The organism is Peribacillus sp. FSL E2-0218 (assembly GCF_037992945.1).
Lineage (GTDB): Bacteria > Bacillota > Bacilli > Bacillales > DSM-1321 > Peribacillus > Peribacillus simplex_B.
The window spans coordinates 2951636-2965296 of record NZ_CP150304.1 but is presented as its reverse complement, the minus strand read 5'-3'; the positions used below and the strand labels follow the sequence as shown (position 1 = coordinate 2965296).

Here is a 13661-nt window from a genome sequence, read left to right as displayed (position 1 = left end):
AATGATGGTCATGAAAAAATTACTTTTTGTCGGGATGTCATTATTATTGATGTTTGCAGCGGTAGGTTGCAGTAATAGTGAAAGCGTGGATGGAGATGGGAAAAAGAAAATCACGATGTGGGTCCACGTTTCTGATGATAATGAAGAAGGAAAGGTATACAAAAAACGCGTGGAAGCGTTTAACAAGGAATATGCCTCTGATGATATAGAAGCTAAAATTGAATTCATTCCGCGCAGCGGAAATGGCGGGGGCTACGAAGATAAAGTGAATGCAGCCCTTACGACCAGCACCCTGCCGGATGTCATCACATTGGATGGGCCCAATACAGCCGCGTATGCCAAATCCGGTGTCATTTCGCCGTTGGATGAATATGTGAAAGACCAGGATGACTTGCTTCCAAGCATTAAGCAGCAGGGAACCTATCAAGACAAGCTTTACGCGATCGGTGTGAGTGAATCATCCGTGGGCATTTACTACAACAAAAAAATGTTCCAAGAAGCCGGAATCGATTTGAAAACGCTGCCAACGGTCGATTCTCCTTGGACGTGGACCCAATTCCTTGAGCTTTGTAAAACGCTAACAGATAAATACAAAAAACCAGCGATAGATATGCAATTACAAGCGAAAGATGAAATGCTGACATACGCACTGACTCCCTTTGTTTGGTCAGCTGGGGGTGACCTTGTTTCGAAAGATGGCAAGAAGGTCGAGGGTGTCTTCAATCAAGCTCCTACCGTCGAAGCCATGGATTTCATCCAAACGATGCTGAAGGAAGGATATACGACACGGACTCCGGTCAAACAAGCGTTTGAAACAGAAAAATATCCTATGAAATTCAGCGGTGTATGGACCGTAACCGATTTGAAGACCAACTTCCCGAAAGTGGAGTATGGCGTGATGCCTTATCCGGTCTCACCAACTACAAAGAAATTGGTTTCTCCTTCAGGCAGCTGGCAATTTGCGATGACGCAAACCTCGGAAAATAAAGAATGGTCGGCAAAATTGGTCGATTGGATGACGAATAAAGAATCCAATATCGAGCTGAGCCGTTCGATTGCAGCATTGCCCGTTCGGTATTCTTCGGAAAAAGTAATGACGAAAGAATTTTCCGAGCAAATGAATGTCTTCATGAAGCAATTAAAGGAAACAGGGCATGCACGCCCCGTGACACCAGCTTATCCGCAAGTGACGCGTGCCTTCCAGCAAGCGATCGATGATATCAGCTTCTATGATCAAAATCGTGATATTCAGAAAGTTCTGGATACACGTGCTGAAGAAATGCAATCAGCTGTCGATAAGGCCAATTGAAGGGAGGAAATATGAGTAAAATGGGATGGAAAACGAACGGCTTGGCCTACACGTATCTGAAATCGGAGAAAGGTTTGAGGGCTCGGATCCACTGGAAGGATAATATGATCGCTTATGCGTTTTTGGGTCCCGCATTATTGATTTTGTCGATGTTTCTCGTAATACCGGTAATCATGGCAGTCTATTATGCATTTACCGATTATTATTTACTTACACCCGATATGCGTAAATTTGTGGGTCTGGATAACTTTTTCCATTTATTCAAAGACCCGATATTCCTCAAAAGTTTGTTGAATACACTCAAATTCGTAGTTTTCGTGATTCCATTGCAGGTAGGGTCAGCGCTCGGTATGGCCCTCCTGTTAAATAAACAACGAAGGGCCAATACGTTTTTTAAAGTAGCCTATTTCAGTCCCGTCGTCATGTCACTTGTGGTCATATCCGTTCTTTGGCTATATTTGCTGAATCCGAATGAAGGCATCATCAATAACGCACTTAGATACATCGGGATTTCAGCCCAACCATTTTTGACGAGTCCAAAGCAGGCAATATTTACGATCGTTGTTGTTTCGGCTTGGCAAGGGGCTGGATTTCAGATGCTGATTTTCCTGGCTGGATTGCAGAATATCCCAATGGATGTATACGAAGCGGCACAGATGGATGGCATGAACAAATGGCACAGATTCATTTATATCACCTTACCTTTATTGAAGCCGACTTCCGTGTTTATCTTCATCACCACGTTGATCGGGGCATTTAAACTGTTGGTCCAACCGATGGTCATGACACAAGGTGGGCCGATGAATTCCACCATGACGGTTGTCTATTACATTTATCAAACAGGATTTACGGATCGGATGGTCGGTTATGCCAGCTCGATGGCGCTTTTGTTCGGTACCATCATTGGAATAGTTACGCTTGCGCAACGAAAATTGGTCAAGGAGGACGATGATTGATGCAAAGGAAATTCGGGCCCTTAACCATTCTTGAATACGTTTGCTTGGTTCTGTTAGCGGTACTATTCATTTTCCCGCTGATTTGGATGGTAGCATCCTCGATGAAACCAGAGGCAGAGGTATACAATAATATGAATACATTGAAGGCCTTCCTTCCATCCTTTCATATCTCGGAATGGTTTGTATCCTACAGTCAGGTTCTGTCACGCTTTCATTTAATCGGTTACATCGGCAATAGTTTGTTTTATGGAGCGTGTGTGGCGATCGGTTCGATCATTATCAATGGGATGGCCGGGTATGCATTCGCTAAGCTCAAATTCAGCGGAAAAAAACTGTTGTTCGGGATCTTGTTGGCGCTTTTGATCGTACCATTCGAAACGATCTTAATCTCCCAATTCACCATAATTCACAAACTAGGGTTAGTGGACACACGTCTCGCCGTTATCTTGCCGGCATTGGCAGGAGCATTCAATATTTATTTGTTCAGGAACTTCTTCATGGCGATTCCGGAATCCGTTATCGAATCGGCAAAATTGGATGGTGCGAACAATTGGCAGGTCTTCTGGCGAATCATGCTGCCGATGTCAAAGCCGGCTGTCGCCACAGTTGGAACATTGGCGTTCATCGGAAGCTGGAATGATTATATCTGGCCGCTGATGGTCTTGACGGACAAGTCGAAATTCCCCATCCAGGTGGCGATAACGGCCATCAACAGTACCGATCCAGTTTACATCAATCAGGTCATGGCTGTATTGACGATATCCACGATTCCCTTGATTCTTATTTATATCGTGGCACAGCGATACATCTTGGAAGGCCTCGGGGGCTCGGGAACTGGCATTAAGTAGGCTTTGCCTGTGCTCAGACTAACAATCAGGAATGATTACGGCATTTCAAAGATAGCGGGAATGGATTGGTCCCGAGTTGGATTTTTAACTATTCGGTAAAAGGGGCTATCATATGGCAACTACAAGGAATGATTCAAAAAGGCTGTACTGGAAATTGAGTGCCTATTTTTTCTTTTTCTTTTTCACATGGTCTTCCAGTTACTCGTTATTTTCCATTTGGTTGGGACAGGAGATACACTTGGATGGGGCAGCGACAGGAATCATCTTCTCCATCAATGCTATTTTTGCCTTATGCATGCAGCCAATATATGGTTATATTTCCGACAGGATAGGTTTAAAGAAGAACATCTTGTTCTTCATCAGTATGTTGCTCATCTTTGTAGGACCGTTTTATATTTTCGTTTACGGGCCGCTCTTGCAATACCATCTTTTTTTAGGGGCAGCGGTTGGGGGAATTTACTTAGGCATATCGTTCCTGGCTGGAATTGGCGCGATTGAATCGTACATTGAAAAAGTCAGTCGGAAATATGAATTCGAATATGGAAAGTCGAGAATGTGGGGTTCATTGGGATGGGCATCAGCGACATTTTTTGCCGGTCAGCAATTCAACGTGAATCCGAATATCAATTTTTGGGTGGCATCGGCATCAGCGATCATATTGGTTGCCATCATCCTGTCTGTAAAGATAGAAATGACAGATTACGAGATGGACAAAGCGGATTCTGTAACCTTGAAGGATGTTGGAGGACTTTTCTTACTGAAGGATTTTTGGTTTTTGATGATGTACGTAATGGGAGTGACCTGCGTCTACGCCGTGTATGATCAACAATTCCCACTTTATTACGCATCCTTATTCCCGACTGTTGCCATGGGGAACCAAGTATTTGGCTATCTGAATTCGTTCCAAGTATTGTTGGAGGCAGGCATGCTATTCGCTGCTCCATTCATCGTGAATAAAATCGGGGCAAAGAACAGTTTGATTTTAGCCGGGGCATTGATGTCCTTCAGAATCATTGGTTCAGGCCTTGTGGATGGCCCGATCGGAATTTCATCCATGAAATTAATTCATGCCCTGGAATTGCCGATCATGTTGATTGCCATTTTCAAATATTTAGCTGCTAACTTTGATACACGTTTATCCTCCATTTTATATTTGGTTGGATTTCATTTCACCTCCCAGGTAGGGGCATCGATCCTTTCACCGATCGCGGGGCAATTATACGATAGTATAGGCTTCCGCCAGGCATATATTATCATGGGAATCGTGGCATTATGCTTTACGTTCCTTTCCATATTCACTCTCTTGAACCCTAAAAAGAATACAAACTTCAATAATAATGAGAAGAATCTATCTCAAGTAGTCTAGGAGGATTTTTAATATGTTACAGAAAAGTAGTACGAACCGAGCGGAAGAGGCACTTAGCGAAGCAAAAGGAAAAATGAATGATCGCTATCGATTAGGCTACCATATCATGGCCCCTGCTAACTGGATAAATGATCCCAATGGTTTAGTCTATTATAAAGGCGAATATCATGTGTTTTATCAACATAATCCTTTGGATGAAAATTGGGGACCCATGCACTGGGGGCACGTGAAAAGTAAGGACCTTGTCCATTGGGAGCACCTGCCTATTGCTTTAACTCCCGGAGACGCTTGTGATACCGATGGTTGTTTTTCCGGCAGTGCCGTAGATAACGATGGTGAATTAACGTTAGTTTATACAGGTCATCACTATACGGATAAAGAAAAAGACATCTTCTATCAAAATCAAAACATTGCAGTCAGTAAAGATGGAATTACTTTTGAAAAAGCAAGTGAAAATCCAGTCATTGACCATCCACCTGCAGATAGCGCGCATCACTTCCGAGATCCAAAGGTCTGGAAGCATGATGACACATGGTATATGGTTTTAGGCAACGCGACTCAAGATAAAGTAGGAAGGGCTATCCTATACCGCTCGCCTGACCTTCGTCATTGGGATTACAGAGGAGTGCTTGCACAAAGTGACGGTACGCTTGGGTATATGTGGGAATGTCCTGATTTTTTCGAATTGAATGGTAAACATATTTTAATGATTTCACCCCAAGGAATCGAAGCGGAAGGGGACGCCTATAATAACCTTTTTCAAACCGGATATTTGGTAGGGGACTATGATTATGATACAAACGAGTTTAGTCATGGTCCTTTTACCGAATTAGATCATGGACATGACTTTTATGCTGTTCAAACTTTATTGGATGATGAAGGACGTAGGGTTGCGATTGGATGGATGGATATGTGGGAGTCAAACATGCCGACCAAAGCAGATGGATGGTGTGGTGCCTTGACATTGCCGCGCGAAATCACGCTAGGTGACCAATTGGAAATATTGATGAATCCAGTTGAAGAGATTACCTTATTGCGAGAAACCGAACACAATGAATGTAAAAAACGACCGATTTTGGAGAATTACTTGATTGATACAAAAGAAGACCTGATCGAGGTGAAAGCCGTTTTCGATTTAACGGATGCTAACGCCCGATCTGTCGGTTTGAAGGTTCGCGGAGTCGAGCAGGAGGAGCTTATTCTAAGCTATGATGTAGAAGAAGGGCAGCTAACACTTGATTGCTCCAAGTTTGGAAAAATGAAAGACGGTGTTAGAAAGGCACCTCTAAATGCGAAAGACTTACTCTCTTTGCGGATATTCCTTGACCGATCGTCGATCGAAGTATTTGCCAACAATGGACAAACAAGCATGACAAGCCGTATCTATCCGAAAGAAGAGAGGCTTGGCATCGAGCTATTTACAGTGAATGGTGCTGTGCAAATCGACGAATTAACTTACTGGACGCTACAAGACACATGGAAATGAAAAATACCGGGAACAAGTGACTAAACACTTGTTCCTTAGTTCGGAGGAAATGCATTGAAAAAAATATTTTGTATCGGTGAGGCATTAATTGATTTCATTCCTGTTCAAAAGCAAAAATCATTAAAAACTGTGTCTTGTTTTGAACGTGTCGCAGGCGGAGCTCCGATGAATGTGGCCATCGCGATTGCAAAGTATGGAGGGAATTCCGTCATGCTTTCCAAAATCGCCAATGATCATTTTGGCGACCATTTACTGGACGTGCTGCAAGAAAACGACGTAGATACCTCGTATATCGTGCGAAGTGATGAAGGGGAAACTGGATTGGCCTATGTATCGATCGATGCGGCAGGAGAAAGAAGCTTTAGTTTTTACCGGAAAAATGCAGCGGATTTATTGCTGTCTCCTGAAGAAGTAAAAGACGAATGGTTTAATGGAGGTGACTTTCTTCACTTTTGCTCTGTTGATTTGGTTGAGAGCCCGATGAAGCAAACACATAGGAAAGTCATCAATGCTTTTCGCGAAATTGGCGGCATCGTTAGCTTTGACCTTAACGTACGGCTTCCGTTATGGCCTGATGAAGCAAGCTGCCGCCAAACGATCCAAGACTTTTTGCCTCTTGCTGATATCGTTAAAGTATCCGAGGAAGAACTAACTTTCGTAACGGATACGAATATGGAAAAAGCGGCGATTGACACTCTTTTTGTCGGGAACGTGAACGTCGTCATTTATACTAAAGGCAGTAAAGGCGCGAGCATCTATTTAAAGAATGGCGAGTTATACGAAGACCCAGGATTTTCCGTGACTGTTTCAGATACAACAGGGGCGGGTGATGCATTCATGGGTGGATTTTTATCGGAGCTGGTTTCTTTGGATATTACAAACGGAAATCTTCGTCAGCGAGTCAGGGAACACCATCAGCGATTACTTACATTTGCCAATGCAAGTGGGGCACTGACGGCCTCCGTCAAAGGAGCGATACAGGAAGCCCCCGGTAAACGTCATATATTGACTTTCATTGCCACTCAACGTACCAAAAACGAATCTCGATGACAATCGAGGGTTGCAAGCCTGCAAGCAGACTCATCTTTTTTTGTCTGTCCCGTTCGGGAGAAACCGAACGGTTTTTTTTACGTGAGCTCCCTCTGGCGTAAGTTATGTGTCGGTTAAAGGAGTCAAGAAGAAGTGGAGACAAAATGAATTCAAGTATTTTTTTAGTGTTTACTGAAAAAAAATTAGGGAAAATAATTGATATGAATAAAATCCAACAAGATAAAGGAGCTGGAAAGATGCGTAATTATACACAACAGTACATTAATGGTGAGTGGGTTGATTCCACAGGATCGGAAACGATTGATGTTATCAATCCAGCTACGGAAGAAGTCATTGGCAAGATCATTTCGGGAACAAAGGAGGATGTCGATCGCGCTGTCGAAGCGGCTCGTGCAGCATTTCCTGCATTTTCTAGAATGTCGAGAGAAGAGAGGATCAAGCTTCTGGAGAATATCGCAAAAGAATATGAAAATCGGAAGGATGATCTTGTCAGCGTCATGACAGAAGAGTTAGGCTCCCCTGTTACACGAAGTGAACAAGTGCAGTATGAGATGGGCTTGCAGCATTTTAAAAAAGCGGCTGAAAACCTGAAAACATTCGAATTCACCGAACAGCGTGGAGACACACTCATTCAAAAAGAGGCAATTGGTGTTGCTGGGCTCATCACACCTTGGAATTTTCCTGCCAACCAAGTTTGTACGAAATTGGCGAGTGCATTTGCGGCAGGAAGCACAGTCGTCCTCAAGCCGGCTGCCTTGACGCCACTGACGGCAATCATTCTCGCGGAAATATTTGAAAGTGCTGGAATGCCAAAAGGTGCATTCAATTTAGTGAATGGCTCTGGTTCCACCATTGGGGAAGCGATCAGCTCCCACCCTGGTATCGATTTTGTCTCGTTTACTGGTTCTGGAAGCGTTGGTTCGAAAATCATGGAAAACGCCGCTCAGGATATAAAGAAAGTATCACTCGAACTTGGCGGGAAATCACCATTAGTGATTTTAAAAGACGCCAATGTAAAAGAAGCGGCACGAACGGCTGTCTTGAATGTCGCGATGAATACAGGACAGGTTTGTACGGCTGCCACGAGGACCATCATTCCCAAATCGATGCATGATGAGTTCATTAAAGCGATAAAAGAGGTGCTCCCGGAATTTCCTGTAGGAGATCCGCAAGATAAGGCCACCTTCATGGGACCGCAAGTATCGGAGGGACAGTGGAAAACGGTCCAATCCTATATTGAAAAAGGTAAGGATGAAGGCGCGGTCCTTGTTGCTGGTGGCACGGGAAAACCAGAAGGACTTGATAAAGGTTACTTCACGAAGATTACGGTTTTCACTGATGTGAAAAGTGATATGACCATAGCAAAAGAAGAAATATTCGGTCCTGTCATGTCGATTCTTACGTACGAAACCATTGATGAAGCGATTGAGATCGCCAATGATACGATATATGGTTTAGCAGGATATGTTTTTGGTGAGGATGCTGCCGAATTGAGAAAAGTGGCTTCAAATATTCGTGCTGGGCAAATCACGGTCAACAATGCCAAAATAGACTATTCAGCGCCATTTGGCGGATTCAAGCAATCAGGCATCGGTCGTGAATGGGGAGATTACGGAATGGAAGAATTTCTTGAGCCAAAAGCCATTCTAGGCATGCCTTCTTGATGTGGCATTTGTGGCTCTGCCCTCGATAAATTAGCTACCCACATAAGATTGTAAGCGGCGGCCTTTTCTCGGTATTCACCCGGGGAAAGGTCGTTCTTATTCTTGAGAAACGTTCCGTAAGAATGGACGCCCCGATAGGATGTTTTAAAGAGGAATAAATAAACAAAATAAATAGGGATAGCATCAATACTATCCCTAACAGTACATATAATTTCGATTAACGAGTTCTTCCGCCTAATTGCTGCTCAGCCATTTGCACTAAACGTTTCGTGATTTCTCCACCAACAGAGCCATTTGCGCGGGATGTTGTATCAGGACCAAGGTTAACGCCAAATTCACTTGCGATTTCGTATTTCATTTGTTCTAGAGCTTGTTCTGCACCACTAACTACCAATTGATTGCTGTTGTTGTTCTTAGCCATGTTTTCAGCTCCTAATAATTTAATGTGTTGCTAGTCATAGGTTTCGATATTGTAAACAGTTATATACATCAAAAATGAAAAAAATTTTCCGAAGATTTAATCGAATATATGGCAGGCTCCTGCAGTCTATATGCATATAAGATAAGGTCGATTGTAGCGAGTAATGTTAATTTCAATTTGTCCTTGGGGATGATAGCTTCATTGATCTTGATATCCTCGGGAGATTTTTCAAAGCGAAAGGCAGTAAAAAAGGACCCCTTGGGTCCTTTTCAATCTCAGCAGGCGTGCAAAACGGTTATATGATGAGGGATGGGTTCGTATCGCCTTTAAAATGGCAATCGATCAAAACGTTATTTTTTTTTGTTTTCTCATCCATTGAGTCGCCACCCATTTTTCATCGGCGATAACCGGTGCGCCGCCGTGTAACGTCCGTTCGTTCAATTCATGGTCATTATAGAAATACTCGAAATAGACCGCCATTCCCTTATGCGGTGATATGGACAAATTCAGTTTAGGGAAAAATGTTTCTCCCCCATGCTCCACATCATTTAAATACATGACAAGTGTGCTGATTCGATTATTCTTAGTCTCTTTACTTGTGAAAAAATCAAAGTGAGCTTTATATTCTTGACCAGGAGTATATTTAAGGATTTGAATGCCATCCCCATGTTCACGAGGGATATTCATGATGGTCGATATTCTTTTTTCAATCTTGGCGATGGTGTCATTTTCATTTTCTTGAAAAAACATGCTGCTGCTTGTCCTCATCTCATTTACTTCGCGAGCATTTCCAATTTTGGAACGATGCAATTTGTCTTTTGACAGCCGGATCAGTTCGTCACATTCCCCGTCGCTCAAAACATTTCCCAATATTAGAATTAACGGTTCTTCCATTCTAGCAATGATATTGATTACTCTATCTTCTGTTTTGATTTTATTTCCAATGTGGTTAAAGATGGTCTGTTCTTTACTGGTATCAATTGTCAACTTTCATCGACTCCTCAAAAGGTATAATTAACAGAATAATATATTTTTTCTGTAATTTTTTTAATCTAGCTAATTATAGCATAAATTGCCTGTCATAAACCTTTTTGCCTATTCAGGAATTGGGCACCTTCGTCTCAAGGAAGCCCCAGTATTACCGATCAATGGATGGATACGTTACATAGGCAGCCTGTTATATCTCGTTCATTGTCACTAAAGTACCATTTACATGAAAAACAGCCTCCAATAAAATAAATGGTGAGCTGGAAATGTTAGCCAAGGAAAGTCCATAAACCTGTTTAAATCCTCCCCCAAAGGCAGCATTCACAAAAGCACATGGTTGATAAAAAAATAGCGCCGGATAAGGAAGTGGTAGCGTTGAAAAAGAGCATCTGCATCATTGGCAGTGGGATTGCCGGGCTGCACCTGGCTTATGCACTAAAGGACGAATTTGATATCACCGTCATTGAACGCCGTACACCAGAGGAAATCAAAGAAGGACGCATCATGTCCACACAGGTTCATTTTGGATCGACAAGGATACGCGAAGGACGCTTCAATATGCCGAACTGGGGAGAACAATCAGAGATCGAAAGCATCCATATTACAATCGGAAATCAAAAACTATTTGCCGGGATGTTGCAGAAACCGGCATTATCTATTGATCAACGCTTGCATTACGCTCGTTCAATGAAAGACCTTGCAAAAAAAGGGGTTTCCTTCCGTCTGGAAAAGGTGGACAAGGAAAATGTCGAAGCGTTGGTTGAAGGGTTTGATTTAATCATTGATTGTACCGGGAAAAATGGACCTCTATTTCCGTTTCCAATTGAATCGGAGCTGTCTCCTTTTCTAGCTCCGCAGCGAAAATGCATTGTAGGCTATTTCACAGGCATAAAAGCAAATGACCCTCCGGGGATAGGAGTAACGGTTCTTCCTGGAGTGGGTGAAATGTTTGAAATTCCTGCAATAACCGAACAGGGCCCTGTAACGATTTTATTCATCATGGCAATTCCGAACACTGAGCTGGATGTATGTAAAGGGGTGAAGAATGCCTCGGAATTCACTCATGCAATGAGCGGGGCAGTCCAACAGTTCTTTCCTGACGTTTATGAGCGCCTTGATCCGGAAAAATTTAAGTTATGTGACAGAAATGGCTTTCTTCTAACAGCGGTAACGCCCGTTATACGAAAGCCATATCTCATGGTTCATGATAAGCTGGTTGTTGGCTGCGGGGACAGCGTGTTTTTAAACGATCCGATTACGGGTCAAGGCTGTAATCTCTCTTCTTTTTGTGCGGAGCAATTGTATGAAACCCTCATTGAATGGAAACATTCCAAGTGGGACAGGGAATTGGGCGAGTCTTATTGGAAACGTACGAAACCATTTGTAAAAGAAGTAACGGCATGGACAAATGCCATGACTGAGCCATTGCCTGAGCATGTAGTTCAATTGCTGCTGCAGGGTTCACAGGACCAGGTCAAAGCAAATGAAGTTGCTCAATGGTTCGCGGATCCGACTAAAGCCTTTGAAGCGTTTTTTTCAAGACTGAACGTTTAGTTTGAAGTGCAGGAACGTATGTTTTATAATGTAGGCCAAGCGATCCCATATCTTTGAAAGGGAGGAATACTATGTATCGTTCAATAAAGGATTTTAGCAGAGAGTGGAATAAAGAAGCCATTCTGACTCAACATGTAATGGATAGCCTGACAGATGACGCCTTAAAACAACAAGTGTATCCTGAAGGCCGTACTTTAGGAAGAATTGCGTGGCACGTAACAACGAATATCCCGGATTATCTAACTCATTTTGGATTCAAGATCGACAGGAAAGAGGATGGAGAATGCGTTCCTGCTTCAGCCAAAGAAATTGCTGCGGCATTTAAGGAGATAAGCTCCCATGCAGCCCAAGTCATTGAACAGGATTGGACAGATGAATCACTCGAACAAATGCAAACAGCGTTCGGAAGACAGGAATCGAATGCTGAGATTTTAATGGGGTTAATCAAGCATATCATCCATCATCGCGGGCAAATGACGGTACTAATGCGCCAAGCAGGAATAAAACCTCCTGGAGTTTATGGACCGCCAAAGGAAGATTGGATCCATCTAGGCGTGGAAAATCCACCACTTTAATGCCATGAAAGTTTTTTATTAAATCACCGATCAGAAGTAGGATTGAAGGAAATAGCCAAAGAAAAAGCACCGTTCACGCCGCTTTTTTTTTGGCTAAAGTGTCGTCAGGTCGTGATGCTATCGGTAGTAAGCACTGAAGCGGCTTTGCTTCTTTTGTGATGATAAATATAAGACCCAGCTATCAAAATAAATCCGATGACGAAAAAAAGCCAACTACTTACGGGATCGCCGACAACGATGGTTGAGTACATGGCACCCGTCAAATCGAATGTCATTCCGGCATAAGCCCATTCCTTGATTCGAGGAAAGCCTGGAACAAGGATTGCCACAATACCTAATAGTTTTGCGATTCCAAGAAACGGCAGGAGGTAGGCAGGATAACCCAAATGCTTAAATAACGCGACTGCATCAGGAGCAGACAAGATATCGGGAATGGAACCAATGCCCATTAAGGCCACGAGCAGCCCGGTGAAAACCCAGTATAGGCTATTTGTTTTTTTCATTTACTACTTTCCTCCCCTTGTTTGATATTTAATCATATTCCCTTTCCGTTTTTTTAATCCACACTTTATATTGAAGCTTGGAGTTCCAGGAAGACTTTAATCAAAATAAGCTGAGGATAAAGCTTCAAGGGACATTAATTTAAAAATGTTGGGAGGCTGGCATGTGATCGCGTTTATCATAAGGGTAGCAGTGATACTATTGATGTTGATATTGACAATGGTATTCATCGCTAAAAAAATACCAAGAAAAATGCGCCACAAGCAAAAACAATGGTGGGTCATTGCACATATCCTTTTTGTTATTGTGTATTTCTGTGGCATTGCGGGTCAATTAGTCGTTCTATTTTCAATGGCTTCCTTTTCAGAAAAAGGGTCCATTCATGCGGGACTTAAATTCATCAGTTATTTTGACGATTATTTAACGATTCCAGGCGCGATGGGCTCCTTCGTTACAGGAGTTTGGATCGCACTACGTACCAATTGGGGAGGACTTACAGCCTATTATTGGATCATGGCCAAGTGGATCGGTAACATCTTGGCGATTTTATTAGGGTCAACGATCACTGGTAATGTCGTACATAATCTATTCCCAAAAATTCTTTCCAGTGATGTGGAGCCCTCACAAAACCCCCTTTATTTTCAGAGTCGGCAAGTCTTGTTTTTAGGTATGGGGATCAGCTTAACGATTTTAACTTTTTTAGTCGTGATTTCTTATCTGAAACCGTGGGGAAAAAGAAAGAAATAAAGCGGTGGACCCATAGGATATATCCTGGACAGGGAAAAAAGAACGAACCTTCTCCAATAAATCAATCTCTAAAATAGGCCCACTGGTGAACAACAGAAAAACCTGCCTGGTTTCCGGACCAGGCAGGTTTTTTCCTTTGGGAACAAGACAGGTGTACCCACGTTTCGTTTATTTCTTTTTCGTACAAGGACTTAGAG

The 13661-nt window shown here is 42.8% G+C and carries 13 protein-coding genes; 10 read left to right on the top strand and 3 right to left on the bottom strand.

The genetic code is table 11. The features are described 5' to 3' along the window. Positions 1 to 10 precede the first annotated feature (10 nt). From MHI53_RS14205 to MHI53_RS14175, 7 genes are all read left to right on the top strand, one after another. The gene (locus tag MHI53_RS14205) at positions 11 to 1309 is read left to right on the top strand and encodes a sugar ABC transporter substrate-binding protein (protein WP_340371588.1); all 1299 of its coding nucleotides are present in this window, start codon (positions 11 to 13) and stop codon (positions 1307 to 1309) included. An 11-nt stretch (positions 1310 to 1320) separates the two neighbouring features. Then, on the top strand, positions 1321 to 2265 hold the full coding sequence (locus tag MHI53_RS14200) for a sugar ABC transporter permease (RefSeq protein ID WP_061140368.1): 945 nt from the start codon (positions 1321 to 1323) through the stop codon (positions 2263 to 2265). After that, positions 2265 to 3113, top strand: a complete 849-nt coding sequence (locus MHI53_RS14195) for a carbohydrate ABC transporter permease (RefSeq protein ID WP_340373687.1) — start codon at positions 2265 to 2267, stop codon at positions 3111 to 3113. The genes MHI53_RS14200 and MHI53_RS14195 overlap by 1 nt, the downstream gene beginning before the upstream one ends. Positions 3114 to 3225: 112 nt before the next feature. After that, a complete protein-coding gene (locus tag MHI53_RS14190) occupies positions 3226 to 4479 on the top strand; it encodes an MFS transporter (protein ID WP_340371587.1) in 1254 nt (417 codons plus the stop codon). Between the two features lie 13 nt (positions 4480 to 4492). Then, positions 4493 to 5965 carry a sucrose-6-phosphate hydrolase gene (locus tag MHI53_RS14185; RefSeq protein ID WP_340371586.1) on the top strand — a complete coding sequence of 491 codons (1473 nt, stop codon included), beginning with the start codon at positions 4493 to 4495 and terminating at the stop codon, positions 5963 to 5965. Between the two features lie 54 nt (positions 5966 to 6019). After that, on the top strand, positions 6020 to 7015 hold the full coding sequence (locus MHI53_RS14180; protein ID WP_340371585.1) for a carbohydrate kinase: 996 nt from the start codon (positions 6020 to 6022) through the stop codon (positions 7013 to 7015). Positions 7016 to 7251: 236 nt separating this feature from the next. Beyond that, positions 7252 to 8679 (top strand): aldehyde dehydrogenase family protein, encoded by a 1428-nt coding sequence (locus MHI53_RS14175; protein ID WP_061140501.1) that lies wholly within the window; start codon positions 7252 to 7254, stop codon positions 8677 to 8679. Between the two features lie 217 nt (positions 8680 to 8896). Here MHI53_RS14175 and MHI53_RS14170 read toward each other — a convergent pair whose 3' ends face one another. Together MHI53_RS14170 and MHI53_RS14165 are read right to left on the bottom strand one after the other, a co-directional pair. Then, entirely contained in the window at positions 8897 to 9100 is a 204-nt protein-coding gene (locus MHI53_RS14170; RefSeq protein ID WP_061140373.1) for an alpha/beta-type small acid-soluble spore protein, read from the bottom strand. Between the two features lie 342 nt (positions 9101 to 9442). Then, positions 9443 to 10087 (bottom strand): 2OG-Fe(II) oxygenase, encoded by a 645-nt coding sequence (locus MHI53_RS14165; protein WP_340371584.1) that lies wholly within the window; start codon positions 10085 to 10087, stop codon positions 9443 to 9445. 375 nt (positions 10088 to 10462) lie between these two features. Between MHI53_RS14165 and MHI53_RS14160 the strand changes: the two genes are divergently transcribed. Both MHI53_RS14160 and MHI53_RS14155 read left to right on the top strand, forming a co-directional pair. Then, positions 10463 to 11641: a styrene monooxygenase/indole monooxygenase family protein gene (locus tag MHI53_RS14160; protein WP_340371583.1), complete on the top strand. Its 1179-nt coding sequence runs from the start codon at positions 10463 to 10465 to the stop codon at positions 11639 to 11641. Positions 11642 to 11712: 71 nt separating this feature from the next. Continuing rightward, entirely contained in the window at positions 11713 to 12216 is a 504-nt protein-coding gene (locus tag MHI53_RS14155; RefSeq protein WP_061140375.1) for a DinB family protein, read from the top strand. Positions 12217 to 12320: 104 nt separating this feature from the next. On the opposite strand, the gene MHI53_RS14150 is transcribed toward MHI53_RS14155, so the two are convergent. After that, positions 12321 to 12719: a DoxX family protein gene (locus tag MHI53_RS14150; protein ID WP_340371582.1), complete on the bottom strand. Its 399-nt coding sequence runs from the start codon at positions 12717 to 12719 to the stop codon at positions 12321 to 12323. Positions 12720 to 12882: 163 nt separating this feature from the next. Here MHI53_RS14150 and MHI53_RS14145 point away from each other — a divergent pair, with 163 nt between their 5' ends. Next, positions 12883 to 13464 (top strand): DUF2269 domain-containing protein, encoded by a 582-nt coding sequence (locus tag MHI53_RS14145; protein WP_340371581.1) that lies wholly within the window; start codon positions 12883 to 12885, stop codon positions 13462 to 13464. The last annotated feature ends 197 nt before the right edge of the window (positions 13465 to 13661 follow it).